We start from the raw sequence: 26620 nt of genomic DNA on the forward strand, positions 1-26620 counted from the left end.
ATGTAGTTGAGAATAAATCTCATTATCACTTTCCCATGTCCTATTCTCATTGAAAATCATTCTCAAGTCAAGCAGTTTTTTGTCTTTTAATTGTATTTTTTTCTGTATACCTTCTCTTGAATGAGCATCCTCCTTTTCGTCACGCCCAATATTTAGTAAGATAGCATGTAGAGGAGGTGTCGGTAAGATGAGTAATGAACAACAGGAACTGAAAGAACGCGTCCTTGCTGAACTGGAGCAGAAAGTGATTGACCCGGAACTCGGCGTGGATATCGTCAATCTCGGGCTCGTCTATGAAATTCATCTGGATCACGAAAACAATGTGACCGTGGAAATGACGCTCACTGCCATGGGATGCCCGCTTGCCGGAACCATCGTAAATGACGTGAAAAATTCCCTTTCGGAGCTTCAGGAAATCGGCGAAATTAAAGATGTTGAAGTAGACATCGTCTGGAACCCGCCTTGGGAAAAATCACGGATGTCCCGTTACGCAAAGCTCGCACTCGGCGTCGCAGACAACTAAACAGCAGGATGCATGAAGCCGTTCCGGACAATACCGGAGCGGCTTTTTTCTGTCTGTCTGCTTCATATCGAAAACAGCCGGGTATAGAAAGACGAAAGGAGGAGATGAAATGCTGCACCTCATTCTAACGGGAGCCGGCGTGGCGGTCATCGCCGCCAACCTGATCTATTACATCCGCTATAAGCGTTTCCGGGAAAGCAGTCTCCACACCGGTCTTTTCTTACATATGTTCTTTCTGCTGACGGCAGTAACGTTCGGCTTTGCGCTTCTTTACTGGGGTATGTCGCTTGGCGGGCCGGTGTTAAAAGTGAACGACCCGACGGATATCATCGTGAACGTCAGCTTTATGGAGGCACTTTATTTCAGCGGCGTGACGATGCTTTCGGTCGGGTACGGTGATTTTGTTCCTGTCGGCGCAGTCCGCTTCTTTGCCCTCATTCAGGCGGGGCTTGGGCTTCTCATTCCAAGCGCCTTTTTTCTGACAGCTCTCGGTCAGAAGCAGCAGGAGAACGAGGAATGAAACGGCCGCTTTTAACGATGACGTGGGAGCATGTGTTGTTTATGCACTGGGAAGCAGATGCGGAATGGCTCCGGAGACAGCTGCCGCCGGGTGTGGAACTGGATCTTTATAACGGACGGGCGTATATCGGCCTGATCCCGTTTTTTATGACCGGGATTGCACTCACATCGCTTCCCCGGCTGACGAAGCTCCGCTTTCCGGAGCTGAACGTACGGACGTATGTGAAAACACCTTCGGGCCGGGGCATCTACTTCTTTTCGCTCGATGCCTCCCATCCGCTCGCCAATATCGCAGCCAACACGCTGTTCCAGCTGCCGTACCGGAAAGCGTCGTTCAACGTTTCCACGGACGGCCCGGTCCACTTTCAGGCTTCGCGCCGTCTGGAAAAAATGGATGCCGTCTATGCACCTTGCTCCCCGGTTTTCCTCCCGGATAAAACGTCGTTTGCGCACTGGGCCGTCGAACGATACCGGTTTTACACGTTCGGCTTCCGCCGCTGGTGGGCCGGGGATATTTCTCATGCGCCGTGGCATCTGCAGGAAGCATCGGTGTCGCTCCGTCATAATTCGATGCTCGATGCCTATCCGGCAGCCGGGCGGATGCCGGATTTTTACGGACGTGCAGCCTCCGTCACCGCGAAGTCCATCCGGCCTTTCCGTACGTGAAATAAACTAGGCAGAAACCGCCTGGTTTTAAAAGATAAGAGAGGTTTGTTGAATAGGTTCCCGCTTCCTGCCTGCACCTGCATCCGTATGCGTTCCGGAGGGAAATCAAACTGCTATAGCTTGCTTCCTTTTATTTATAAGAAGCACGGCTTCGCGCGGCCGCGCCGCATGACAGAAAACCGCTGTCCTGCGGCTCAAACCATAGGCCGGCTCCGCTCGCGCTTTCAGCCGCTTGATGCGGCATGGATTTTCGCCTCGTTCGGATCCTCCCGGAGTCGACGGCCTCCGGTTTCGGCAGCTAGAAAAGAAACGCTTGATAGGAGCGGCCCTTTCTGTATAGAAATTGCTGCCTTCCAGTTGCGTAGTAAGGGGCATTAGTGCCTTATACATTTCGTTCCTGCTACGGAGCCTCTGTATTTCATCTCTATTTTACTACGCTTCGAAGCGTTCGGCAGGGACGCCGGTGGGATTTAAGCGCAGTCTGAAGATCCTTTCTCAGGGCGCAGGCCATGAGAAATAGCTGAAGACAAGCCCACGGCAAGCTTCTGCCGGGTAGCGGAGAATCTCTACCAACAGAAGCAAATAGTTAATGTAACAACGCTTTGAAATGCCAAAACCCTTGGCATCCCTGCTCGGAAGAGGCTTCGAATTTTATACTTTCTTGTACTCTGAACAAGGAGCAGCCTCCAATTCAGGAGATTGCTCCTTTTTTCTGTTTCCGTGCCGCTTCAAATACCGTTTTCTGTTTATCTAGGGATTCTTCCAGCGGAACGACCGGGTATGGATAATCGCTTCCAAGTTCAAGCGCCGCTTCGCCACGCTCAGATTCGCTCATCAAATACGGCTCATAAATGTACTTATCCGGAACGAACTGCAGTGCCGGCAGCCAGCGGCGCACAAAGTTTCCTTTCGCATCATAGCGCTTTCCCTGTTTGACGACGTGAAAGGCGCGGAATTCCCGCATATCGGTGCCGATACCAGCGACGTACTGCCAGTTTCCATAATTGCTTGCCGGATCGTAATCAATCAGGTGGCTCTCAAACCAGGCAGCTCCCCACCGCCAGTCAATGCCGAGATTTTTCGTTAAAAAGCTCGCTGTATTCTGACGGGCCCGGTTGGACATATAGCCGGTCGCCTGAAGCTCTTTCATTGCCGCATCCACAAGCGGATAGCCCGTTTCCCCGTCGCACCAGACGTGAAACAGCTCTGCTTCCCGGCTCCATTCGACGGGAAGAGACTGGATTCCGGAAGCCGCGAACAGACGGGAGCCGTGCTCCTTCAGAAGGAAATGGAAGTAGTCCCGCCACAGCAGCTCAAACCAGAGCCAGTAGGTCGATTCATTCGCCTCCACTTCCTCCTCAAACCGCTTCAGCTCCCGGTACAGCCTCCGCGGCGAAAGCGACCCCTGGGCGAGCCAGGGGGAGAGCTTCGAGCTGTCATTGAAAACGAGCATGCCGTTCCGGCGCTCTTTGTATTCGAGGACGTCTCTTGATTCAAATAAGTACTGACGCAGTCTGCGGAGCGCTTCCACCTCGCCGCCGCGCACGAGCGTTTCGGACCGGTTATCACGGTACCGGCGCATCAGTTCCTCTCCAGAATCTGCGTGCTCTTCAAGAAACATCGGCGCCTGTTCCTGCGGAAATTCCGCTTCCGGAGCGGGCTGCAGGTCGGCCTGCTCCACTTTCTTCCGGAAACCCGTAAAGCTTTTCGGCAGACTGGAAAACGGCAGATCTTCTGAATAAAGAAGCGTCTCACCTTCGTACCAAGTCACCTGCACGCCCATTTCTTCCGCCAGCTGCTGCACGGCCTTCTCATCGTCGGTTTCTTCCGTGCCGGACAGCCGGTAGGCCCGGATGTGTTTCACCGGATATTCCTGACACCATGTTCTTATTTCCTGGACCGGATCACCGGAGGATAAAAGAAGCGGAACTCCGATACGTCCGGCCTGCTGATGCATTTCCAGAAGCCCTTCGACAAGGAAGCGCTCGCGTTTTTCATCCATGCGGATAAATCCGGCCTCGGTCCGCTCTTCCTGACGGCGGTCGAAGACAAACGCAGCCGCGGCAGGATCTCCCGAGGCGAGCGCAGCCTGAAGGGGTGCATGATCGTGTATACGCAGGTCTTTCCGGAGCCAGATCAGTTCCATCGCCGCATCCCTCCTCCATTGTTTAACCCTCTATTCCCCGGGACTCGCCATAAAAAACACTCATCCTGTATACTGGAAGGAGATACGTTCTGATTTTTGAGAAGGAGGAATGGATATGTTACTGAAAACTGCATTGATTCAAATGGACGTCGCTTTCGGCGATCCGGAAAAAAACAAAGAGGTCGTGGAGAAGCGGACAGAAGAAGCTGTAGAAGCTGGTGCGGACGTCGTCGTACTTCCGGAAATGTGGACGACGGGATACGATTTTAACTATATCGCCTCCAGCCCGGATGAAGAGGCATCCGCTGCGGTGACGTTTCTTTCCGAACTGGCACGGAAGCTGCGCGTGAATCTCGTCGCAGGATCGGTGCCGAAAACGACCAGCGGGGAAACGACGAATACGCTGCTCGTCTTCAACCGGCACGGAGCCTTCGTGAAAGAATACAGCAAAGCGCATCTCTTTCGTCTGATGGAGGAGGAGAAACATCTCGTCGAAGGGCATGAGGGCGGGCTGTTTAAGCTGGAGCACGGCTATGCAGCCGGATTCATCTGCTACGACATCCGCTTTCCGGAATGGATGAAAACGCATATGCTCCACCCCGCCTATACGCCGGACATTTTCTACGTCGTGGCGGAATGGCCGGAGCAGCGGATCGAGCAGTGGCGCGCCCTGCTGATCGCCCGCGCCATCGAAAATCAGGCGTTTGTCGTCGCCTGCAACCGTGTCGGAAGCGACCCGAACAACACGTTCGGCGGCCGCTCGCTTGTCATTGATCCGATTGGAAATGTCCTCGCGGAAGGCGGCACCCGCGAGGAGATCCTTTACGCGTCGTTTGAAACCGGTGATACGAAAGACATCCGTCACGGCATGACTGTCATGGAAGACCGGCGCCCTGATCTGTACCGGCTCGGCACGGAAGATTCGTCAGATAAAGCTTGATACGAGCAGATTGACCGCTGCCAGGAATACGACGGTGCCGGCAATCCGCCGCATGTTCACCGGGGATAAAAAACGGAAGCAGTATACACCGAGTCTTGTTCCAAGCAGGACGGCAAAAATACCGGCTGCAAAATAGACGAAAAAGTCCGTGGAAATATCCCCGGTGCTTCCGTGCAGCAGAACCGTCATGCCGTTGGTCATGAGAAACGTCATCTGCAGTCCGGCGCTGTAGGCATATTTGTTATCCCGGAAAACAAGCAGGAGGTAGACGACAAAAAACGGGCCGCCGACGGCGAATACACCGCCGATAAATCCGCCGCCCAGCCCGAGCAGCACAGGAATCCACCGGGACGTCGACTGAATATGCGACGCTTTATCCGCGATGAAAAACAAATAGATGACCACACAGAGAAGAAACAGACCGAGATACACCTGCATCACCTCCAGCTCCCCATAGCGGCTCAGCACGAAATACGCCCCGATCCGGGCAAAAAACGCAGCGATCAGCATCGGCACGAGCGGTTTCCACTGCACGTGCTTCCACAGCTGCATAAAGATGCTTGCAGCAACGACGAGGGAGAGCGACATGACGAGCAGCGTACTGTCTTTAATCGTGAACAAGAGCGGCAGAAAGCTCATTGCAATCAGCCCGAACCCGAATCCACTGACGCCTTGAATAAAACTGCCTGCCAGTAAAACGGCAAGCACGAACAGTAATTCCATGATCATACTAAAACCAGCTTTCTACTATGTATGTATATTGTTTAGTATAGCTTACGAAAGCGGACGCTTCCATAAACTTCCGCTTTTTTCTGAAAGGAGGCTTCTGCATGGAGGCAGGCGCGGTTGCCACCGCCATTGCGGTCATGGGAATTATCACGCTTTTCGGCGCCGGACTCAGCCGGTGGACAACTATCACCCCGGAAGCAAAACATCTCATGATCCAGATCGTCTTACATATTGCTGTACCGTCGGTTATCCTGAACGGCGTCTTCAATACGTCATTTTCCGATGAGCTGCTGTCGGAAATCGGCCTGATTATTATCGCATCGCTTATTTTCCACGGCTGTGCGCTGCTTGGAGCCCTTCTCCTTGCCAGAGCAGCAGGGTTTACGACCACCCGCGGCAAACAGCTTACGATTCTCGCAGCTCTCGGCAATACCGGTTTTATCGGGATTCCGCTGGCCGCGGCTGTTTTCGGACCAGTCGGCGGACTGCTTGCGGCCATTTTTGATGCCGGACTCGACTTTTTTATTTTCACTGTCGTGTTATACATGCTGCAGCCCGGACGGGGCTTTCATTTACGCCAGCTGAAAACGCTCGTGAACGCTCCGCTCATCGCCGTGATTGTCGGGCTGACATCCGCCGGGCTGAACCTGGAACCGCCGGTGGTTCTCCGCCAGCTTGTAGAACTGCTGGCAGGGCTCGCTGCGCCGCTTGCGATGCTCTATATCGGCATCCTTCTTCAGCAGCTGTTTGCACGTACAGGCTTCACCGTGTACAAAGAACTCTGGTTTCCGCTTTCCGTGAAGCTGCTGCTCATCCCGGGCATCATGCTCGCTGTACTGCCGTTTACACCGCTTGCCGTGTCGACACAGCACTTGCTGCTTCTGCTGTCGGGCATGCCGACGTTTATGCTTGCTGCCATTCTGTTCTCCCGCTATACGGAAGATGAAGATACGGCTGTACTCACGATTGCTTTCTCCACGGTGCTGTCTCTGGCCACCATCCCGCTTCTTGCCTGGGCCGGTGCGGTTTACCTCGGTTGAGAAAAAAAGAAAGGGCAGTCCATGACCGGCGATCGGCCACGGACTGCCCTTCTGTTCTGCAGAGGCATTCTGCTTTAGTTGCTCGTTTTCGTAATTTCGACGTTGTCGACGAGAATTCCGTCCGCATCTGTATTCCGCAGGGAGATAATGAGCTCCGCTTCAGTGCTTCCCGGTGCTTCATATTCCCACGTAATTTCTGTCCAGTCTCCGCCTGTCAGCGTCGTGTAGGCAGAGTAACCGCTGTAGTTGTTTCCGTGGAGACCCTCAGCAAACATCGCGTTTCGGATTTCGCCGTTCCCTTTCGCCTGGAACGTCACTTCGTACGTCGCGCCTTCTTCAATCGAATACCGTTGTGTTGTAAAACGATTATGCGACGTGCTCTCGTTCACGAGCTGTGCCGCATATTCTCCGTCAAAGGCATCACTGGACTGAATTGTGCGGGATTGTGCAATGTTTGTCGCTCCTCCAAACCAGTTGTCCGGAAGTCCGTCAGTCCACGCTTCAAAGCCTGCGTTTTCCAGCTCAGCGATGTCTGTTCCTTCAAACAGCACTTCCACCGTCAGGTTTTTCACAGCAGTGTTGCCGGAGCTGTCCGTTACTTCATAGCGGACTGTATACGTTCCGCTCTTATTCGTGTCGAAGTCGTCTCCTGATACGGTGACCTGATCCGTCAGATCGCCGTCCACGTTATCCTCTGCTGTCACGGCAGGGGCTGTGAAGTCATCCCCCTGGTTGATCGTGACAGTTGGATCGCTGTTCAGCGCGTCGTCTTCAAACGTGATTTCCGGTGCGGTAACGTCCCCCATGTCATAGTCCGGGTCGATATCCGGAATGACGAGCTGCACCATCGCCGGATCGTGGTCACTCGCGCGGCCGTGGACTTCCATGAATTCGGAGTTGATGTTCATGAAATCAACGTCCAGTCCGTCCTGCAGGTGCTCGGAGATGAGGATCGAGTCGAGCGACTGGGAGTTGCCGTTGTAGTTGTACGTGTACTGCTCGTTTCTAGGCAGTTCAAAGATCGTGTTGTACATGCCGCCGAGGTCTGCGAGTGTTTCCACCGGCTCCGACCACGGGAAGTCGTTGAAGTCCCCGAGGGCAACGACGTTCGGCTGTTCGTTGGCTTCATTCAAGTCTGCAACAAATCCGCCGACGACTTCGGCAATCGCCTGACGCTGGTCCCGGCTTCCCTGCAGGGCCGGCTGTTCCATGCCGTAGGCCGCGAGGTCGCCGCGCTTCGAGTTCCAGTGGTTACCGATGACGTACACCGGCTCACCTTTAAAAGAGAACTCGGTAACGACCGGTTTCCGGGAGCTCTGGAACGCGTCGTTCTGCGGATCGATAAACCCGGTGCCGTGGCTCAGGCTGCCGTCGGCTTCGATCGTGACGCCTTCACCGCTCGGTGCCACGCTCGTGTCCGGAAGCTCCACGCGGTCCGTGCGGTACATGTGGCCGACGCGGATGTTACCACCCGGAATCCCGCCGTCCAGACCGTCAATCGGTGCTGATTCGGTGTAGGCATAATTCGGTCCGCCGAGATCGGCGATCGCTTCTGCGAGCGCTTCGTAGTTTTCATCGGCAGAGGTCACGCCGTCATCGGATTCCCCGCTGTTGTCCATCACTTCCACAAGCGTCATGATGTCCGGTGCGTTCAGCTCATCCGCCATCGATGCGGCGAGTTTCTGCGTCTTTTCCGTCTGCGACTGGTCGTAATTCTCGACGTTGTACGTCGCGACCGTCAATTCATCTTCGTTAAATTCGATCGTTGTCTCATCACGGCGTTCGTTGCCGCCGTCCATCAGCTCCGGCAGTTCTTCGGTCGGCTCTACCTTGAAGTTGCCGAAGTTGTAGCTCATGACACCGGTCACACCTTCGTCAAAGTAGTCGCCGGTTTTTGCCACGGTGCCGTATGGAACGTTCACAAACATGATTTCCGTATTCAGCTCCGGTCCGGCTTCCGGGTTTTCCTCGAGGTAGACCCCGCCGGTCGGCGTGCGGTTTTCCAGATCCCATTCTTCCGACACCACCGTCAGCTCCTGATATTTCTGTGGGCCGGTGACCGTCACCTGGCCGGGAATTTCAATGCGCATGTTCTCAAGGCTTTCGTAGAAATCAATCGCATTCGTTTCGGCGTTGAACCCTTCGCCGGTCTCGATGTCATACTCGTCGATGTTCGCGATCAGCTCTTCCGGAATCTCGCGGTCGACGCCGATGACAATCGGTGCCGGCAGCTCGTTCCCCGAGGAGATCACGTCGGCATTTGAGCCGCTGATCTGGGTCGTACGCAGATCGTCGTTGTCGTCGTAGCCGTCCTGTTCCCACTCGGCAACGGTTCCGTCGACGTGTACTTCATCGCCGACTTCCACGTCATGGCCGGAAAGGTAGACGAACATGCCTTCCGACGTGTTCAGGTTGCCGTCGGATTCCGCCATCTGCATGTAGAAGGCGTTGTTTTCCGTGTGGGTGACAATACCCGGTACATCGCGGACCGTCTGGCCTTCATACGGAGAAACGTGGCCTTCGCCCTGAATGTCAGCGATCGTTGCTTCGCCTGCTTCCAGTGCGATGCCGTACGTGTACGTCAGCACTTCACTTTCGCTGAGGCCGTCTGCCACCGCCATCGTTTTCAGCGTCGTTTCTTCGGTAATGGTAATCGGTCCGTCATACACGGCGCTGCCGATCGTCGGATCGCTTCCGTCCAGCGTGTAGTAAATAACGGCATCCTCACTCGGAGAGGAAAGCGTCACTTCCGTTCCGGATGGAATCGTCCCGGACGGCTCGGAGGCCTGTGCCGGACGTGTGAGCGTCGCATCTTTGACAACATCCAGCTCATCGCGCGGCATCAGTTTGTTCTCATAGAAGTGGTAGTTCACGACGCCGGTCATCTCATCGTAGGTCGTCTCTTCCAGATCCACAAGCGAGCCGAGCACACGCATCGCGCCCGCCGGCGTTTCCGCATCATAATCGTTAAAATCATCGTACGTAAGCGTCAGATCCTCCACGGTGATCAGCTTTGCTTCAATATCGTCCTGTCCGCCGTCAAAGAACGTGGCATCCACAAGCTCCGGTTCAATCTCACCGGCATCTTCCTCCAGCATTTCGGAGTCGTCGACGAGAATCTGCAGCATGTCGCGGAACTGATTCAATTCCCCTTCAAATTCCACGAGGTCGCCGCGGTCATACTGATCGCCGAGGCCCGCCCCGCGCACGAGAATCGCAGCGCTGTCATCCTGAATGTACATGTTCGTCTGGCCGCCCGCTTCCTCTGCGGCTGTAACTATACCGCTCACGGTCTGGTCGGTACCAATCGCCTCCTGGCGGACATCCAGAATGGAAGGTCCGGTGTCTTCTTCCTCCTCCGCGAAATCAAACGGCGCTTCGTAACCGTTAATAATTAATGTACCCTCTGTCGTCAGTTCCCCGCTCAAGTGAACGGTAACGAGTGACTTGTCATCAGAATCGTATGTCCGGTTAACGACTTCCGGAGCGTCTCCGTCAAGCTGAAATGAAATATCTGCATAACGTTCCAGCGGCAGTCCCGGAGGCGCCGTTTTATCAAAATCAATAATAAATGTCGAGGCATCGATCCATTCCAGTCCTTCTACTTCCCGTTTCGGTCCCTGGGCATGATCCGGTGGTCCTCCTGCCTGAGCATGCGCCGGCGGCCCCCCATTTTTAGCGTGTGCAGGCGGTCCACCCTGCGCTGCGGCCGGTGCAGCTGCGGAAAAGAGCAGCGCAGCGGATAATAATCCTGCGGTAGTTCTGCGAAAACGTGCCACGTAACATTCCTCCCCTGGGATAATGTAATTCAACGTGAGCATAGCACGCTTTTACGGAGCCGCCAAATAGTTGTCTGACAACTTCAATTACTTTCTCACAGGGAAGAAGTCCTTCTTCCTGGAAGATTATCTTTCCGTAAAAAAGATGAACAAATTGGACTTTCTGCCGCTGTAAACATATTTTCACTTCTTTTCCTTTCCACTGGTTATGAAATCGACGCTTTTTACCACTTCATTATGTAAGCGTTATCATTTTGTTGAACATCTGCTCAATTTCCCGTTTTATCGATGATAGGATGAAAAATATGGAATAATGTGGTTTTATTTTTCCTTTGTTTCGACCATCCGAGGAGAATACGTGTATAGTCTCTGAAAACAAGAAGGAGGATAGACCTAAAATCCTGCTCGTTTTATGCTGTTCATACAAATCTGGAGAAAGGTCCTGCATCCTGAAACCGTACAGTAACCGGGAAACGTTCATCCGGACAGGACGTTTGAACCGAAAACGTTGTTTAAAATGAAGGCGGAAATGGGGGAAGTATGCTGGACATTTCCCTGTTTTTTGTCTATGCACCGGGCTGTAGAACGCCGAAAGCAGCTGCAGCCGGACAGAGTACCCGGCTGCAGCTGCTTATTTATGTCACTATGCATGAAATCCGGCGAGACACCGGAGCCGGCGCTCCCACTTCCGCCGCAGTTCTCTTGCTTCTTCCACGGTCAAGACCTCAAACGTCAGCTGATCCCCAGGCACCAGCTGCGCAAACCTGGGCAGGTCTTCATAGACGATGTGCCCCGCCCGTGGATAGCCGCCTGTCGTCTGACGGTCTGCCATCAGCACGATCGGCTGTCCATCGGGAGGAACTTGGATCGTACCGTGATCAGCCGCCCTGGAAAGCATGGTTCCTCCGGAAGAAAGCATTCCTTTATCTCCCTCAAGCCGAAAGCCCATGCGGTCAGCAGCATTCGTAAGCGTAAACGACTGATTGAGCAGCAGCTCCAGCGCCTCCTCTGCCTCCGGTCCGGGCAGAATACGAAACGGCGCCGCAGCAGCCAGTTCCGGAAGCATATCCGGATGCAGACGACGCCGGTTCAGCCGCCTTCCCGCTTCACCAGTATGAATCCGGTCTCCTGCCTGCAGCTCTCTTCCTTCGATTCCGCCAAGGCGCGCATGAAGGTGGGTTGCCCGGCTTCCAGCAGAAGGGACCGTCTGAATTCCGCCGCTCACGGCAAGGTAGGCTCTTGCACCTTCCTGCGGTGCACCGAACGTCAGCAACTGGCCGGCTCTCACCTGACAGGCCGTCCACCGCGGCACATTTTTTCCATCCAGCGCGGCAGAAAGGTCCGCCCCGCCGATGACGATCCAATGCTCTTTTTCAAACACGATTTCCGGCCCCATCATCGTTATTTCCAATCCAGCCGCTTCCGGTGCATTGCCGCACGTAATATTCGCGAGCTGCAGCGACAGCGGATCCATCGCTCCGCCGGGCGAAATACCATTTTTTTGAAGTCCCGGCCGCCCGGTATCCTGGATCGTCGTCAGCAGGCCGGCTTTTCGAATGCATATCGTCATGAGAAACCTCCAGGTGCCTGAATGGACACCCCGTGCTGTTCAAGTGCGGAGCGCAGCTTTCCGGCAAATGCAGCTGCATCCGCACCGTCTCCGTGAATACAGATCGTATCCGCTTTTACGGACGCAGCCGATCCGTCTACGGCTGTCACTTCACCGGAAAACACCATCTGTTCCGCCTGACGGACCACATCCTCCACACGCTCAATGACAGCACCTTTTTCGCTTCTCGCGACCAGCGTGCCATCAGCATGATAGCGCCGGTCGGCAAATACTTCACTCACCGGCTTCAGCCCCGTTTCCTCCGCAGCCCTGATCCAGCAGCTGCCGCTGAGACCGTACACCAATAGGTCCGCCTGAAAATCCGCCGCTGCCCGGCAGACCGCACGAGCCGTTTCCAAGTCCGCAGCGCCCGTATTATACAGTGCCCCGTGTGCCTTGACATGCCGGAGCGGCACCCGTTCCACACGGCAGAACGCCTCCAGAGCACCGAGCTGATACAGCACCATGTCATACACTTCCTCCGGGGTCAGCGCCATGTTTCGGCGTCCGAAGCCCTGCAGATCCGGGTAGCCGGGATGAGCACCGATGGATACGCCGGCCGCTGCGGCACGCTTCACCGTCCGTCTCATCACTGCCGGATCGCCGGCATGAAACCCGCACGCCAGACTGCAGGACGTAATTTCTGACAAAAGCGCCTCTTCTCCGGTCATCTGCCAGCGGCCGAAGCTTTCTCCTGTATCACCATTTAAATCGACGTACACCATCGCTCTCCTCCTCCCATACCGGTACAGCTTCTTCATCGAACACCGTCTTTTTCACACGCACAAACCGGATCCGGTCCCCCGGAGCAAAAAGCACCTCCGGCCTCTCCCCCGGCGTATAGAGCGGCACCGGCGTCCGGCCGATAATATTCCATCCCCCGGGGGAAGCTGCAGGATACACACCGGTCTGCTCCCCGGCGATACCGACCGCCCCTTTCTCTACACGCGCTCTCGGTTTATCCAGCCGCGGCACCGCAATCGACGGATCCATACCCCCAAGATAAGGGAACCCCGGCAGAAACCCAATCATATACACCAGATACTCCCGGTCCGTATGCCTTTCGGTCATCTCCTCCCAGCTCATCCCGAGATACGACTCGATCCGCTCCCGGTCTTCCGAAAACGGCGCTTCGTAGCAGACCGGAATCTCCCATCGTGCTCCCTCCGCATCCATCCGATCTGCCGCTTCCGCCTCCCGTACCGCCTTCTCCAGCCCGTTCAGGTCCATTTCCGGATCGACGACGAGCGTGAGTCCTGTATAGGTCGGAAACCACTCCTTTATAAGTGGAAACCGGCCGGCGGACAGATAGGATCCTGTAAGCATAATTTTCTCATGAAGCGCAGGCGACGGCGTTTTTCCCAGAGTAACGTCGACCATCGTTTCGCTGATAAATGTGATCATGTACGCACTCCTTTCAGCGGAAATTCCAGACAGAACGTTGTACCGCTTTTTGAAGACTCCTGCAGAAACAGCCTGCCCTGATGATGATCCATGATTCTTTCTGCAATCGTCAGACCGAGACCGGTGCCGTTTTCCTTCGTCGTCGCAAATGGATCGAACATATACGCCTGATCGACTTCAGGGATGCCCGGACCGTTGTCTTTAATTTTCACACAGTATACGTGCTTCCGTTTCTCTCCGGTGACCTCAATCGTTCCTTCCCCGTTCATCGCTTCGGCGCTGTTCCGGATGAGATTATGAAACACCTGCTTCATCTGCCCGGCATCCAGGTGGAGGGGAACCGGCTCCAGGTCAATATGAAAGGCGATTTTCCGAAGCTCCTCGTGTTCTTTCAGCAGCGGAAGAATCTCTTCCACCACCGGCTCCAGCGCCCTTTCCTCGAGCGCCGGCGCCGCAGGCTTCGCAAGCATCAGCATTTCCTCGATAATCGCGTTGATCCGGTCTACTTCTTTCAATAAAAGCTCCAGCCGGAAGTTTTTTTGTTCCTCGTCCGGGAGCGACTGGTGCATAAGCTTTAAAAAACCATCCACTACGGCAAGCGGGTTTCGTATTTCATGGGCTGCGCCTGCAGCGAGCGAGCCGATGACTGCCAGCTTCTCTGTCTGACGGACCTGCTGCTCAAGTTCTTCTGTGTCTGTAATATCGATGAAGTAAAACACTTTTCCGATGACTTCATCGTCATGATCTGCAAGCCGGGCCTGTGACACAAGATAAACATGATCCTTGTCCACGGCAGGAAAGGTGACTTTCTCATTCAGGAAAAAATCCTTGGAGCCGAGCATTTCATAGAAACGGTGTTTTCCTTCCGCCTCCAGCTGCAGGGAAGGAAGATCTTCAGCTTTGAAGGAGGAGCCGATAACGCTTTCGGCCGCCGCATTCAGATCGACTTCCCCGGTCCGTTCATCGGAGGTGACGATACCGATCGGGAGGGAATCGAGAATCTGCTCGCGGTACTGCTTGTCGGAATAAACGATGTCAAACGAACGTTTCAGCTGCAGCGACATCGTATTGATGGAGCGGATAAGCGGCTGCAGCTCCACCTGCCCCTCCTCTTCCAGCGTATGGCCGTACCGTCCGGAGGCGATCGTACGCAGCTGGCTTTCCATTTTTTCCACCGGTCTCGTCAAACTCCGGCTCAGCTTATAGGAAACGATCAGTGCTCCGAGAATAACAAATGCCGTTACGAGCATAAGCAGGTCCACGTTTCTGGAAATGATGGCACCGAACCGGCTCTGTTCTGTCTGCAGCGATTCGTAGACGTCCATGCGGGCTTCATCCAGTTCGGTCTGAATCATGTTCAGCCGGTCCGTATACGTATTTTCAATGTAGTCCGCGGCCCCTTCTGTATCGTTTATTTCCAGCAGACCGGTGACATTATTTAATATCATAAAATCGAGCTCTTCCACCCGCGCTTCAAAGCTGGATAGAGAGTCCGGCGGATTTCCGTGCAGCCGCTGCATCGACTGCTGTCCGTCAAAGCGGAAGCGGTCATACCGGTCGAGAAAGCTGCAGCAGAATTCGGTTTCCACGCCGGTCTCGACGTATTCTTCTTTCATCCTCAGCTGCGTTTCCCAGTGGGAAAGCCACAGAAGCTCGGGCAGGTTGTCTTCAGTGATGGTTTCACTCACCTCATCCATTTCGCCGAGTGTATTAATGAATAAAAAGGAAAGGCTGCTCAAAACAGTGGTGAGCAGCAGCAGAACGACTAAAATTTTAGACCGGAGACTCCAATGGGCAGGACGCATCTTCATCATGTCTCACCTGCCTGTTTCTGCTTAAGGGACAGTTTCTTCCGGCATTCCTGGATGAACTGCTGCTCTTCTTCTGAAAACATCGGTCCAAACGGAGCAGTGGAGTAGGCGCCGTCAGCCTCAGTCAGCGTTACCGCCGTGCCGGAAAGCCCGCCTGCGGCGGAAGCATCCTCGATGATCCGTTCATAAATGGCCGGCATGTCGATGACGACACTGGTGAGAACGTGGTTTTCCGCCAGGTATGACTGATCAGAAATGAAGCCGACCGTGTAAAATCCATCCTTACGGGCCGCTTCCATCACATAGCGGTTAAAGGTGTTGCCCCTGCTGTAGATCACATCGGCTCCGGCTTCACGGAGGGCTTCCACTGCAGCCAGTGCTTTTTCTTTATCGTTTCGATCCTGTACTTCTTTATGTATAATCTCGACGTCCAGTGACAGCTCCTGGAGCGCAGCCTCTATCTGCTCCCGGCCTTCCCAGTCATCTTCCACATCCAGCACGCCGATTTTTTTCGTCTCGGATTTCACAGAGGCTGCGATAAACGCCGAGATTTCAGCTTCCGTAATATCAAATGTATACACCGTATGATTATCGGCCTCTGTTTCCCCGTGAATGCTTACGAAACGAAGTTCCGGATGGTCCGCCGCCTTCTGAGAAAAAACAGGAGCAAACTCCCTTCCGTGGCCGATAATGATATCGGTGCCTGCTTCCGCTTCCTTATCAATGCGGTGGAGTACTTGATTCTGCCGCTCCAGGTATGGGAAAAGCTCGACCTGCAGCGATGCCTTTTCTTCCAGGTGCACCTTGGCTTCATATGCCTGGCTTCCCCAGCTCTGATCACGCACCTGATCGGATGTCAGGATCGATGCCCGGCTCACTGCCGTCACCTGTCCCTCTTCTTCTTCCTCCGTTACGAGCACCTGGGTGGAAGATAAATAGAGAAGAAGCAGCAGCGTGAGCATCGCAGCTGTTCCGATACACAAAATAAAAAATGGCTGTCTGCTGTTTTCACTCACCACACCACCCCCTTCTTTTTTCCCCGCACGTGTCCAGTATCTTCTATTTTATCGAACAATGTGCCTCCGCGTCTATGAAAAGACGTAGAAAAGTCCTCACACCGGCTTCTGAGACGTGAAATTGTTCAGAAGCAGCGGGCTGCGGTGCATTCTCCAGCCTTCCCGTCCGCCGCATATGCTGATAGGTAACCTATTTCCTGTCTGCCCCTGCCGAATGCGGCATAGAAGAATTCGAGATTTACATTTTTTTGACCAAAGTACAAAAACGAAATCCTCGACCTGCTGGAAAAGAAAAAGCAGGAACGGGCGTAATATCCACACCCCCGGCCGGAAGCACAGACTTCCAGCCGGGGGATTTGTAGTTTGGGGAGCAGGCGGCTGCCGTTGTTTTCGGCTTTCGACGGCGGTTCTTCACCGGAGTCCCATATAGGCAGGGCTTATTCCCATAACGGCGGTCTGGAGTCCGATAACTCCGGCTGCCATTCCCATACCGGCCGGAAAGTCCAACTTCCGGCATCAAAATTCCTACTTCTCCTGCACGCATTCCCATAACGCACCGGCACATTCCCACTTCCTCCCCGCCCTCATCCACCGGCAGCCGCTGCCCCCTCTGCTCCGAACCTCACACAGCACGAAAGCAGAGGGCGGGCGTCACTCAGCCTGCGGTCACATCCTCTACAAAAACTAAAAAATCCGCAGAGAGATAATCCCTCTGCGGATAAGTGTTGTTTCTGATCAGCCTGTGTTCAGGAGCCCTGCAGCCACACCACTGATCGTAAGCAGTACATCCGTCAGAATTTCTTCCGAATGCTCGTCTTCTTCTGTTTCACGCAGTTTTTGAATCAAATCAACCTGCATGAAATTCAGTGGGTCGACATACGGGTTCCGCAGGTGCACAGAACCTTGAATGTTCGGTGTGAAGTCCAGAAGCTCACTGGATCCGGAAATCTTCAGAATCATTTCCTTCGTCCGGTTGTATTCATCGTAAATGTCTCCAAAGATCCGATCGCCGATTTCTTTATCTTCTACGAGCTGCACGTATTCTTTTGCAGCCATCATATCTGCTTTCATGAGTGCCATCTGCAGATTGTTGATTGTCGAATGGAAAAACGGCCATTTTTCATACATTTCCTGCAGCGTTTCCAGCGCTTTGTCTCCGCCGTTTTCCAGATAGGAAGCAAAGCCTGTTCCGGAAGCGTACCATGCCGGAATCATCTGACGGCACTGCGTCCAGGCGAACACCCACGGAATTGCGCGCAGGTCTTCAAACTTTTCGCTGCCCTTCCGGCTCATCGGACGGGAACCGATGTTCAGTTCACGCAGCTCATTCAGCGGTGTCGTCTGCTTGAAGTAGGTCAGGAAGTCTTTGTCGCCGAATACGAGATCCTGATATTTTTTCAGGGAATGCTCCGAAATCGACTCAATCGCTTCCTCCCATTCCGGCTTCAGTCCGGTTACCATCTCGCCGCCGGCATGCACGGTGGATGTCGCCTGAATCAGTGCAGAAGCCGCCTGCTCCAGGTTGCGGAACGCGATATCGCCGAGCATGTACCTCGAAGAAAGCACCTCGCCCTGCTCCGTGATTTTCACGCCGTCGCCGAGTGTTTCTGCCGGCTGGGACATAATACTCCGGTTCAGCGGCCCGCCGCCGCGGCCGAGAGAGCCGCCGCGGCCGTGGAAGAATTTCAGGCCGACATCAAATTCTCTGGCCATGTTATGAATTTCCTGCTGGGCTTTGAACAATTTCCAGTTAGCGGTTAGTGTGCCGCCGTCCTTACTCCCGTCGGAATAACCGAGCATAATCTCCTGATGGTCGCCGCGCTCTGCTACGTTGCGGCGGTACACATCCATACTGAAAAGCGTACGCATAATTTCCGGTCCGGCGATTAAATCGTCCACCGTCTCAAGAAGCGGAGCAACCGTAATGCTGCTCTCGACTGTGCCGTCCACGTGAAGACGGTAGATACCGGCTTCCTTTGCAAGGACGAGTACTTCGAGAAGGTCGCTTGCCGACTGCGTCATACTGACGAGGTACACTTCAATCGAACGCTTGCCGAACTCATCATGCGCGCTCTGAATCATTTTAAACACGTCGAAAATATTCTGCGTCTCTTCGGAATAATCCTCGTTCAGCAGCATGAGCGGACGCGGATCCTTCAATACTTTTTCCAGCAAATCGAGTTTCTCCTGCTCGGATAACGAAGCATAGTCCTCTGTAATTCCGACGACACGAAGCATTTCTGTAATCGCCGCCTCGTGCTCCCCGCTGTGGTTCCGTACGTCCAGCGTTGCCAGGTGGAAGCCGAACAGCTGCACCTGACGGATCATTTTATTCAGCTTTTTCAGCTTCGTTCCTTCAAGGTTATGTTCACTGGAAGCATCCTGAATCATCATCAGATCCTGAAGCAGTTCTTCTGCATGGTCGTAGGCATGTTTGGACTTGGAGCCGACCTGACGGAGCCGCTTCAGCATAACTGCAAACTTCCGGCGGTAGACTTCTCCTTCAATCTGCCACTTTTCACGGCCGACGAGATACTGCTTCTCCTGCTCTTCCACGTGGCGGATAAACTCCTCCGGGATATCGACACGAGTCGTGGACTGACTGAAACGCTTCATCAGTTCTGTCAGACCTTCATCGTATTTCTTCACTGCGAGATCGCGCTGAAGCTTCAGCGTTTCCCAGGTTACTTTCGGCGTAACGAACGGATTTCCGTCACGGTCGCCGCCGATCCAGGAACCAAAGTTCAGGAAGTTCGGCACTTTCCACTGTTTATTAACAAAGTAGTCATTCAGCTGATCCTCCAGCTCCTGATGCACGGCCGGCAGTACGTCAAACAGCGTCTGTTCGAAGTAGTAAAGGCCGTTTTTCACTTCATCAAGCACCGTCGGCTTCCGGTGGCGCAGCTCATCTGTCTGCCAGAGTACCGTAACTTCGTTTTTCAACGTCTCTTCCAGGTTGCGCCGCTTTTTATACGGCAGCATTGGATGATCAAGCTTCTGAAGAATGATGGAAATGCGTTTTTGAATTTCCAGAACCGTCCGCTTGGTCGCCTCTGTCGGGTGAGCTGTCATAATCAGCTCAATCGAAAGGTCGTCGATAATCTTCTGAACAGTCTCGTCATCATGATTGTCGCTTTTCAGCGCAAGAATGGCTTCCTGAACAGAGTGGCGCTGCACGTCGCTGTCCCGCTCCAGCCGGTAAAACTGGGACCGGCGGATCCGGTGGTTCTGCTCTGCAATATTTACCAGGTGGAAATAAATCGAGAAAGCGCGGATTACCTGCTGCCGCATGGATGGATCCACGGTTTCAATTTCCTTTTTCAGCTGGTTGTATTTTTCCTCATCATACTGATCCCGCACATCTTTAGCGAGTTCACGGATATCCTCTACTTTGTTAAAAAGAGTTTCTCCACCATGATTCTTAAGTACTTCACCGAGGATATTCCCCAGTTTCTTTACGTCATTGCGCAGCTGCATATTCTGATCCTGCGTTGCTGTCACACAAATCCCTCCCTAAGAACTGCATACGATGGCCCGATGGCCGGAACGACCGAAGTGGGACAGTTTATGTCCATGGTGACGTAAGCTGTCCCACCCGGGCCATACGTGTTTTGCATTGGTCATTAAACAACATAATAACAGAAGCGTTGATTAATAATCAATTTTTTCTTACTATTTTTACAACGCCGGCGCATTTGCGAGGAAAACGCTCTCTCCCGTTAACGATCGGCTCTAAGCCGGCGTATTCCTTCTTATTTACCCCGGATCCGGGCAGATCACACTTGCAGGATAATTATCCGGCAGCCCTGCTTTTCAGACACAGGGCTGCCTTCTGCTCTAGATGACCCCGGTAAATCGTAGAACGACCTCTGCGATTACAGCGGAGCCGAGAAAGGTACCGAGAAGCACGAGACTCGCTACGATAATCGTTTTCCACCCAAGCCTTGTAAAATCGGCCCAGGACCGTCCGATGGAAATCCCGGCGTAGGCAAGGATCGGTGTGGTGAGTGCAAGAAGCTCAACCTGCGATGTCCACGCAGCCACTACTTCAGTCCCCGGTGTCCAGGGCGTGGAAACGAGGATACCGATAATCGCAATGTAGGCAACGCTCGGAAACGAAAAAGGCAGAACACTGTTCAATATAAATCCGGCAAGGCAGATCAAAATAAGAATGATCATTCCCGGCACCGCATCGAGAACCGGAATACCGTAGCCGAGCCAATTTCCGAATAAAGACGAAATTCCGAAAATAACGAGCAGAAGTGTCCATTCCTGTATGTTTTTCAACATTATTTCTCCCCCTTCCGGCGCTCCAGCCAGCTGTACAGCTTTTCCGTAAGCGGCAGACCGATGAAAATACTTACATACAAACCGGTGGAGAGGGACAATAGGTTGCTTGCTCCGGCAAATGCAATAATACCTTCTTCCATTTCCGGAAACACCCCGATCAGCGAGCCGCTGGCTGCAGCCATCATGCTCCCGCTTCCGATTCCCGACGCCATCGCGAAGGAGTAAGGATGAAGCGGCGTGACGGATGCAATCAGACCGGCAATGAGACCCATAAATACAGCACCGAATACCGTACCGAATATGTATACGGCCATAACGCCGCGCCCTTCAGGGGAATCGATGCCGTAACGGTCCATAATCAGCCCGACGTTCGGCTCCCGCGCAACAGAGTGAGTCATTCCGACCGCCTCCCGTTTTAATCCGAGCCAGACGGCGATGGGAAGCGCAAGAAAAATGGTCCCCAGATTTCCGAGCTCCTGCAGAAGAAGCGCCGGCCCGGCGGCGATAATCTCCGGAAGGGAGGGACCAATAATGACACCGATTTTGGCGAGCAGCAGCGCTACACCGAGCACGAGAAGCGGTTCCGCATCGCGTGCATCCTGTTCTCCTGCAAGCGGCGAGAAAAACACGATGAGACCGATAACGATCGCATACAGCATCGGCAGAAGCAGCACAACGCCGGGACCGACGGAAAACTCAAACTGCCCGATCGATTCTGCCACGATAACAATCAAAAAAACGATCGTATGAAGTTTCCAATTCTTCCACAAACCATACGCTTTTTCCTTACTCATCCAATTCCTCCTTTAAAACGGAACTGGAGCTGACTCCTGTGTTTAAGGAGCAGCTCCAGTTTCCTTTTCATATCAGGTGTCGTTCTCAGGATCCTTTGTGCATCGCTTTCGCCTGTTCAAACGCTGCTTCCATATCCGGCGTCGGTTTCGGTCCAATTAAGCTGAAGAGAATGATCATCAGCGAGGAAATCACGAACCCGGATACCAGTTCATACAGGTCGAACAGACCACCGGAAAGGTTCACCCAGATAATAACGGTCAGACCGCCGGAGATCATACCGGCAAGGGCGCCGTTTCTCGTCATCCGCTTCCAGAATAAAGAGAAGAGGACGAGCGGTCCGAATGTGGCACCGAGACCGGCCCATGCGTAGCTGACAAGGTCCATTACCGTGCTGTCCGGATTCTGAGCCATAATCAGTGCGATACCCGCGATGAGCAGGACGCCCATACGGCCGACCATAACAAGCTCTTTCTGCGAAGCATTTTTGCGTATCATTCCTTTGTAAAAATCCTCTGCAAGCGCTGAGGAAGATACGAGAAGCTGGGAATCGATCGTGCTCATAATCGCTGCCAGAACTGCGGCAAGAAGCACGCCGGCTACGACCGGATGAAAGAGCACCTGTGTAAACATAAGGAACACCGATTCAGGGTTATCCAGCGGCTGATCCGCAAAGTAGGCAATACCGACGAGACCGGTAAATACAGCACCCGTCATCGACAAAAGTACCCAGCCGATACCGATACCCTGTGCTTTAGGCAGTTCCTTCATAGAACGAATCGCCATAAAACGGACGATAATATGCGGCTGGCCGAAGTAACCGAGTCCCCAGCCGAGAAGCGAGATGATTCCAATCACACCAACGCCGCCGAAGAGTTCCAGATTGCCTGGATCCACTTGTGCAACAGCGTCAAATGTCGGCCCGAAGCCGCCCAGTTCCATGATCGCAACGATCGGTACAATAATCAGCGCGAGGAACATCAGAATTCCCTGCACAAAGTCTGTCCAGCTTACAGCCAGAAACCCGCCGAGGAACGTGTAGGAAATGATAATAATGGCCCCCACCCAGAGTGCCACATTCTGATCCAGTCCAAACGAGCTTTCAAACAATACCGCACCGCCGACCAGGCCGGACGAAGTATAGAATGTAAAGAAAATAAGAATAAGTACAGCCGACACAATCCGCAGTGATTTGGATCTGTCACCGAACCTGTTTTCAAAGAAGTCCGGAAGTGTAATCGCGTCCCCGGCGACTTCCGTGTAAGCACGAAGCCTTCCGGCAACAAACATCCAGTTGATAATCGCACCAATGGCCAGACCGATCGCAATCCACGATTCGACAAGACCTGATGCATACAATGCACCTGGAAGCCCGATCAGCAGCCAGCTGCTCATATCCGATGCGCCGGCAGACAGTGCAGCAACACCCGCTCCGAGGCGCCTTCCTCCAAGTACATAATCTGATAAACTCGACGTCATCCGGTACGCGATGACCCCGAGAGCTAACATACCGACAAGATACACGATAAAGGTGATCACAATCGGCGTCACGTTTTCTGCCATCATTTGTAATTCCCCCTAATTAACATAATGTGTTATTTGTGTCAACGACCCTCCTCTTCTATAATATGAACATTTTGTAGCTAATCTTATTATAGTCGGAATGTCAGGGGTTGGCTAGATGTTAAATACGTTTCCGAATAAAAGAAACGGGAATAGCACCGTACACAAGGAGGTTTCACTATGACAAAATTTGAAAACCAATATATTAACGGAGAATGGGTCCAAGGGTCCAGCAGCAAAACGCTGACAAACGTCAATCCGTATTCACAGGAAACGCTGTTTACTATGCACTCTGCTTCCGAAGAAGATCTGGATAAAGCCTATCATGCTGCGCAGGAAGCTTATCAAGACTGGAGTACGAAACAGCCCGGCGAAATTCAGGCGGTTCTTTTGAAAGCAGTCTCCATCATGAAGAACCGAAAAGAAGAGATCGTCGAATGGCTTATGAAAGAAGCAGGCAGCTCCCGAATCAAAGCGGAAATAGAAACCGGTGCTGCCACGCAGATTACACAGGAGGCAGCTTCCTTTCCCTTCCGCATGAGCGGCTCGATTCTGCCTTCGGAGTTTCCAGGCAAGGAGAACCGGGTCTACCGCTCACCGAAAGGCGTCATCGGAGTGATCGGCCCTTGGAACTTCCCGTTTCACCTTTCCATGCGCTCGGTCGCTCCAGCGATTGCAGCCGGTAACACAGTCGTCCTTAAGCCAGCTTCGGATACAGTCGTTACTGCAGGTGCTCTGATTGCAGACATCTTTGAAGAAGCGGGTCTTCCAAAAGGCGTACTGAATGTCACAGCCGGACGAGGCTCGGAAATCGGCGATGCGTTCGTGGAGCACCCTGTTCCGCGCGTTATTTCTTTTACAGGCTCCACGGAAGTCGGCTCCCATATCGCTTCTCTCGCCGGGAAGCATGTCAAAGAAACAGCGCTTGAGCTGGGCGGAAACAATGCGTTTGTCGTTCTGGAAGACGCCGATGTCGATCAGGCCGTTTCCTCTGCCATATTCGGGAAGTTCCTGCACCAGGGACAGATCTGCATGAGCGTGAACCGTTTTCTCATTCACGACAGCATCTATGACTCCTTCGTCGAGAAATTCACCGCGCGGGTCAAAGAGCTTGCCTACGGCGACCCGTTCGATGAGGGTACAATCGTCGGTCCGCTGATCAAAGCGGAACAGACGGAGCGGATTCAAGAAGATATTAAAAAATCCGTTGAGATGGGCGCTGTTCTCCACTACGGCGGAGAAGCTGAAGGCACAAAAATGCAGCCGGCAGTCCTCACAGAAGTCACACAGGATATGCCGATCGCATCGGAAGAAATTTTCGGTCCGGCAGCTCCTCTCATCCGCTTCCATGATGAAGAAGAAGCACTTCAGCTGGCCAACGGAACACCATACGGTCTGAGCGGCGCTGTCCACTCCACCGACATTCACCGGGCTTCCCAATTTGCCCGGCGCATGGAAACCGGCATGGTTCACGTCAACGATCAGACCGTCAATGATGAAGCACACGTAGCGTTCGGCGGCGAAAAAGCCTCCGGTATCGGCCGGTTCGGCGGCGCCTGGGCGCTCGATAAATTCACGACCGAACAGTGGGTTTCCATTCAGACCGGAAAACGGGAATATCCGTTTTAATCAATAGGAAAGGCCGCTCCGATGACAAGTCGGAGCGGCCTTTCTCTTGGTCAGCCTACTGCTGTTCCTGTTCTTCTTTTTTCTGCTCTGCCTCTACCTTCTCCTGTGCAGAAGGCTCAAGCTCTTCGGCGGAAGTGGTGAGCTTCAGACCGATTCTCCGGAGTGCTTCCGGCATCGACGGAGCAATAGCCACTCGGTCAGCGCTTAAGTTCTGCTTATGCAGAAGCTGCGCCTGATCCGGACGCACCCCTGTAAGCACCGTCTCTGCTCCAACGAGAATAAGACACTCAATCAGATAAAGAAGCTTATCGGTCATTTCAGACTCTTCGGTAATTAGACCGGATGAATCAATAATCATGTAATCCACGTCTTCTTCCGCGCAGTAGCGGAGTACTTTATCCACAACAAGCCTTGCACGCTGCTCGCTGAATAGTCCCGTCAGCGGCAGAATTGTCACACCCTGCCCGAGCGGCACAAGCGGTACCGCCGCTGATTCCACGCGGCGCTGCTCGATATCAGCATCAATGACACTGCCGAGCAGATCCGCCATCATTTTAAACAGATGATGCTCTTTTCGTGTAAACTTGCGCGGATACAAATCCATGCCGCAGATCGTGCCGAAACTCTGGCTGTCCTGAATGTAAATCGGCGCTCCGATCACCGCACGTTCGCCGATGTCCTCTGTGATCCACATATCTTTCGTCCGTTCATCGGTTTTCAAATTCTCAATTTCCAACGGCTCCCGGCCGTGGTTGTCGACATGCTGTCAGTAGGAATCTTTATACGGCAGCACGAGCCCTTTTTCCAGAAGCGTTTCTTTTGCGTTGTATGCATAGGAAACCGTCATATCCCGGCGGTTGTTTTTTGCGATGTAAATGGTATTAATCCCCGTTAAAAAGTGAATCCGCTCCAGCACTCCGGCAGCCATCCGCTCCAGGCGCTTATACTGCTGATAATATACTTCCATCTGTCTCCACCCCCTTCTTTTCCTGCTTTATTCATTGTAACACCTGTCGGCGGACGCTGTCGCTCTGCCCCGCTGATTCTCTGTCTGAATTTCCGCTGAACGGGTATAGAGCCGTAACACGGACAGATTTCTTCTGTCACATTAGTTGAAGAGGTGCTTTCTATGACGATCTGTATCCTGACTGACTACCTGCATCCTGAGCTTTCCGCCCCGGAGGCTGCAGCTTTGATTGAGAAAACGATCCGGCGCCTGAAGCCGTCTGCCACGCTCCAGACGATACCGTTTACCGAAGGAGCCGGGGCTGCAGAAGCGCTCGCGGCTTCGATGAAAACGATGCAGTTTTATCCTTACACGGCAGAAGACGCGTTTGGATGCGCCAAAGACAGCGGCTGGTATATGGATGAAAACCGCAGAGCATACATCGATGCGGATGAACTTCTCTCCTATCAGGCTGCAGACGGAAGAAAACGGAGCGTCATGGAAACGTCCAGCTTCGGACTTGGACTCCTGATCGCCGCGGCCGCCTCCCACGCCTCGGAGGTCATCGTTTTCGCTTCCAGACCTGCAGCCGCTGATCTCGGCACCGGCATGGCTGCTGCGCTCGGTGCCGAACTCGTGACCGAGTCAGGCAGCGTCATCCACTACCCTAAGACAAAAGATATCTCTTCTGTGGCAGCCATTCACCCTATGGCCGGTCACGGTCCGGCTGTCCAGTTCTGGACGCCCGATGCCCCGCCGCTTTCCGGAAACCGGGGCACCGCCTGGCGCATATGCAGAGCCTTCGGCGAATCCGACAGCGTCATCTCTTTTCTGGAGAGTCAGCTTTCTGCGGCCGCTGAAAAATTCCCTGGTGCCCGTCTGCCGGATGCCGGTGCTGCTTCCGGAATAGGCGCTGTTTTTCCACTGATTGAAGCAGAACGCCGGGAAACACTGCCCGCGGTGGACGAACTGCTCGGTCTGGATAGAAGGCTTTCAGAGGCAGAGCTTGTCGTTACCGGCCAGCACCAGCATGACCCTGAAGACCCAACCAGCGGAGTAGTGGACTACGTCACGACATTGTGCAGAAAACACAACGTCCGTTCTACAATCCTCGAGCCGCCGACCGGACCCTGGGAGCCGGAGGAAGCGGAAAATGTCATGTATTCCCGTCTGCAGTCCTTTTTCACTCCCGATAAGTAAAGCACTTATTTACATCCA

The 26620-nt window shown here is 53.6% G+C and carries 21 protein-coding genes; 7 read left to right on the forward strand and 14 right to left on the reverse strand.

Translation table 11 applies throughout. The annotated features are described in order from the left end of the window. The first annotated feature begins 187 nt into the window (after positions 1-187). From C6I21_RS00155 to C6I21_RS00165, 3 genes are all read left to right on the forward strand, one after another. Entirely contained in the window at positions 188-523 is a 336-nt protein-coding gene (locus C6I21_RS00155) for a metal-sulfur cluster assembly factor (RefSeq protein ID WP_105957401.1), read from the forward strand. A 109-nt stretch (positions 524-632) separates the two neighbouring features. After that, positions 633-1043: a potassium channel family protein gene (locus C6I21_RS00160; protein ID WP_105957402.1), complete on the forward strand. Its 411-nt coding sequence runs from the start codon at positions 633-635 to the stop codon at positions 1041-1043. Then, on the forward strand, positions 1040-1708 hold the full coding sequence (locus tag C6I21_RS00165; RefSeq protein ID WP_105957403.1) for a YqjF family protein: 669 nt from the start codon (positions 1040-1042) through the stop codon (positions 1706-1708). The genes C6I21_RS00160 and C6I21_RS00165 overlap by 4 nt, the downstream gene beginning before the upstream one ends. A 691-nt stretch (positions 1709-2399) precedes the next feature. Here C6I21_RS00165 and C6I21_RS00170 read toward each other — a convergent pair. Then, positions 2400-3854: a DASH family cryptochrome gene (locus C6I21_RS00170; RefSeq protein ID WP_105957404.1), complete on the reverse strand. Its 1455-nt coding sequence runs from the start codon at positions 3852-3854 to the stop codon at positions 2400-2402. Between the two features lie 115 nt (positions 3855-3969). Between C6I21_RS00170 and C6I21_RS00175 the strand changes: the two genes are divergently transcribed. Continuing rightward, positions 3970-4794 (forward strand): carbon-nitrogen family hydrolase, encoded by an 825-nt coding sequence (locus C6I21_RS00175; protein WP_105957405.1) that lies wholly within the window; start codon positions 3970-3972, stop codon positions 4792-4794. Here the strand turns inward: C6I21_RS00175 and C6I21_RS00180 are convergent. Beyond that, a complete protein-coding gene (locus C6I21_RS00180) occupies positions 4780-5523 on the reverse strand; it encodes a sulfite exporter TauE/SafE family protein (RefSeq protein ID WP_105957406.1) in 744 nt (247 codons plus the stop codon). The genes C6I21_RS00175 and C6I21_RS00180 overlap by 15 nt on opposite strands. Before the next feature lie 101 nt (positions 5524-5624). Between C6I21_RS00180 and C6I21_RS00185 the strand changes: the two genes are divergently transcribed. Beyond that, positions 5625-6563 carry an AEC family transporter gene (locus C6I21_RS00185; protein WP_105957407.1) on the forward strand — a complete coding sequence of 313 codons (939 nt, stop codon included), beginning with the start codon at positions 5625-5627 and terminating at the stop codon, positions 6561-6563. A gap of 74 nt (positions 6564-6637) precedes the next feature. Here the strand turns inward: C6I21_RS00185 and C6I21_RS00190 are convergent, their stop codons facing one another. The 10 genes from C6I21_RS00190 to putP form a co-directional block, all read right to left on the reverse strand. Continuing rightward, on the reverse strand, positions 6638-10342 hold the full coding sequence (locus C6I21_RS00190; RefSeq protein WP_181186000.1) for a chitobiase/beta-hexosaminidase C-terminal domain-containing protein: 3705 nt from the start codon (positions 10340-10342) through the stop codon (positions 6638-6640). Between the two features lie 643 nt (positions 10343-10985). Next, on the reverse strand, positions 10986-11912 hold the full coding sequence (locus C6I21_RS00195) for a 5-oxoprolinase subunit C family protein (protein WP_105957409.1): 927 nt from the start codon (positions 11910-11912) through the stop codon (positions 10986-10988). Beyond that, on the reverse strand, positions 11909-12676 hold the full coding sequence (locus C6I21_RS00200; protein WP_105957410.1) for a LamB/YcsF family protein: 768 nt from the start codon (positions 12674-12676) through the stop codon (positions 11909-11911). The genes C6I21_RS00195 and C6I21_RS00200 overlap by 4 nt, the downstream gene beginning before the upstream one ends. Further along, complete coding sequence (pxpB, locus tag C6I21_RS00205; RefSeq protein ID WP_105957411.1) at positions 12651-13355, reverse strand: 5-oxoprolinase subunit PxpB; 705 nt, start codon at positions 13353-13355, stop codon at positions 12651-12653. The genes C6I21_RS00200 and pxpB overlap by 26 nt, the downstream gene beginning before the upstream one ends. Next, on the reverse strand, positions 13352-15169 hold the full coding sequence (locus C6I21_RS00210; protein ID WP_105957412.1) for a sensor histidine kinase: 1818 nt from the start codon (positions 15167-15169) through the stop codon (positions 13352-13354). Before C6I21_RS00210 ends, pxpB begins: the two co-directional genes overlap by 4 nt. Then, positions 15166-16182, reverse strand: a complete 1017-nt coding sequence (locus tag C6I21_RS00215) for a BMP family ABC transporter substrate-binding protein (protein ID WP_105957413.1) — start codon at positions 16180-16182, stop codon at positions 15166-15168. Before C6I21_RS00215 ends, C6I21_RS00210 begins: the two co-directional genes overlap by 4 nt. A gap of 735 nt (positions 16183-16917) precedes the next feature. Next, on the reverse strand, positions 16918-19683 hold the full coding sequence (gene ppc, locus C6I21_RS00220) for a phosphoenolpyruvate carboxylase (protein WP_425352463.1): 2766 nt from the start codon (positions 19681-19683) through the stop codon (positions 16918-16920). Between the two features lie 336 nt (positions 19684-20019). Next, a complete protein-coding gene (locus C6I21_RS00225) occupies positions 20020-20472 on the reverse strand; it encodes a hypothetical protein (RefSeq protein WP_105957414.1) in 453 nt (150 codons plus the stop codon). Then, positions 20472-21266 (reverse strand): DUF3100 domain-containing protein, encoded by a 795-nt coding sequence (locus tag C6I21_RS00230; protein ID WP_105957415.1) that lies wholly within the window; start codon positions 21264-21266, stop codon positions 20472-20474. The genes C6I21_RS00225 and C6I21_RS00230 overlap by 1 nt, the downstream gene beginning before the upstream one ends. Before the next feature lie 85 nt (positions 21267-21351). Further along, positions 21352-22827, reverse strand: coding sequence for a sodium/proline symporter PutP (gene putP, locus C6I21_RS00235; RefSeq protein WP_105957690.1), 1476 nt, complete (start codon positions 22825-22827; stop codon positions 21352-21354). Between the two features lie 180 nt (positions 22828-23007). Here putP and C6I21_RS00240 point away from each other — a divergent pair, with 180 nt between their 5' ends. After that, positions 23008-24456, forward strand: coding sequence for an aldehyde dehydrogenase family protein (locus tag C6I21_RS00240; protein WP_105957416.1), 1449 nt, complete (start codon positions 23008-23010; stop codon positions 24454-24456). Positions 24457-24511: 55 nt separating this feature from the next. On the opposite strand, the gene C6I21_RS00245 is transcribed toward C6I21_RS00240, so the two are convergent. Together C6I21_RS00245 and C6I21_RS00250 are read right to left on the reverse strand one after the other, a co-directional pair. Next, positions 24512-25192: an STAS domain-containing protein gene (locus C6I21_RS00245; protein ID WP_142393187.1), complete on the reverse strand. Its 681-nt coding sequence runs from the start codon at positions 25190-25192 to the stop codon at positions 24512-24514. Between the two features lie 30 nt (positions 25193-25222). Next, a complete protein-coding gene (locus C6I21_RS00250) occupies positions 25223-25423 on the reverse strand; it encodes a hypothetical protein (protein WP_105957418.1) in 201 nt (66 codons plus the stop codon). A 162-nt stretch (positions 25424-25585) separates the two neighbouring features. Between C6I21_RS00250 and C6I21_RS00255 the strand changes: the two genes are divergently transcribed. Beyond that, a complete protein-coding gene (locus C6I21_RS00255; RefSeq protein WP_105957419.1) occupies positions 25586-26602 on the forward strand; it encodes a glycerate kinase in 1017 nt (338 codons plus the stop codon). Positions 26603-26620 lie beyond the last annotated feature (18 nt).

Origin of the sequence: Alkalicoccus urumqiensis (assembly GCF_002993335.1) — a bacterium.
GTDB lineage: Bacteria > Bacillota > Bacilli > Bacillales > Salisediminibacteriaceae > Alkalicoccus > Alkalicoccus urumqiensis.

Excerpts from the sequence above, each read along its gene's own strand:
- C6I21_RS00155 (WP_105957401.1), top strand. The coding sequence starts at position 188 with ATGAGTAATGAACAACAGGAACTGAAAGAACGCGTCCTTGCTGAACTG.
- C6I21_RS00160 (WP_105957402.1), top strand. The coding sequence starts at position 633 with ATGCTGCACCTCATTCTAACGGGAGCCGGCGTGGCGGTCATCGCCGCC.
- C6I21_RS00165 (WP_105957403.1), top strand. The coding sequence starts at position 1,040 with ATGAAACGGCCGCTTTTAACGATGACGTGGGAGCATGTGTTGTTTATG.
- C6I21_RS00170 (WP_105957404.1), bottom strand. The coding sequence starts at position 3,854 with ATGGAACTGATCTGGCTCCGGAAAGACCTGCGTATACACGATCATGCA.
- C6I21_RS00175 (WP_105957405.1), top strand. The coding sequence starts at position 3,970 with ATGTTACTGAAAACTGCATTGATTCAAATGGACGTCGCTTTCGGCGAT.
- C6I21_RS00180 (WP_105957406.1), bottom strand. The coding sequence starts at position 5,523 with ATGATCATGGAATTACTGTTCGTGCTTGCCGTTTTACTGGCAGGCAGT.
- C6I21_RS00185 (WP_105957407.1), top strand. The coding sequence starts at position 5,625 with ATGGAGGCAGGCGCGGTTGCCACCGCCATTGCGGTCATGGGAATTATC.
- C6I21_RS00195 (WP_105957409.1), bottom strand. The coding sequence starts at position 11,912 with ATGACGATATGCATTCGAAAAGCCGGCCTGCTGACGACGATCCAGGAT.
- C6I21_RS00200 (WP_105957410.1), bottom strand. The coding sequence starts at position 12,676 with ATGGTGTACGTCGATTTAAATGGTGATACAGGAGAAAGCTTCGGCCGC.
- pxpB (WP_105957411.1), bottom strand. The coding sequence starts at position 13,355 with ATGATCACATTTATCAGCGAAACGATGGTCGACGTTACTCTGGGAAAA.
- C6I21_RS00210 (WP_105957412.1), bottom strand. The coding sequence starts at position 15,169 with ATGATGAAGATGCGTCCTGCCCATTGGAGTCTCCGGTCTAAAATTTTA.
- C6I21_RS00225 (WP_105957414.1), bottom strand. The coding sequence starts at position 20,472 with ATGTTGAAAAACATACAGGAATGGACACTTCTGCTCGTTATTTTCGGA.
- C6I21_RS00230 (WP_105957415.1), bottom strand. The coding sequence starts at position 21,266 with ATGAGTAAGGAAAAAGCGTATGGTTTGTGGAAGAATTGGAAACTTCAT.
- putP (WP_105957690.1), bottom strand. The coding sequence starts at position 22,827 with ATGGCAGAAAACGTGACGCCGATTGTGATCACCTTTATCGTGTATCTT.
- C6I21_RS00240 (WP_105957416.1), top strand. The coding sequence starts at position 23,008 with ATGACAAAATTTGAAAACCAATATATTAACGGAGAATGGGTCCAAGGG.
- C6I21_RS00250 (WP_105957418.1), bottom strand. The coding sequence starts at position 25,423 with ATGGAAGTATATTATCAGCAGTATAAGCGCCTGGAGCGGATGGCTGCC.
- C6I21_RS00255 (WP_105957419.1), top strand. The coding sequence starts at position 25,586 with ATGACGATCTGTATCCTGACTGACTACCTGCATCCTGAGCTTTCCGCC.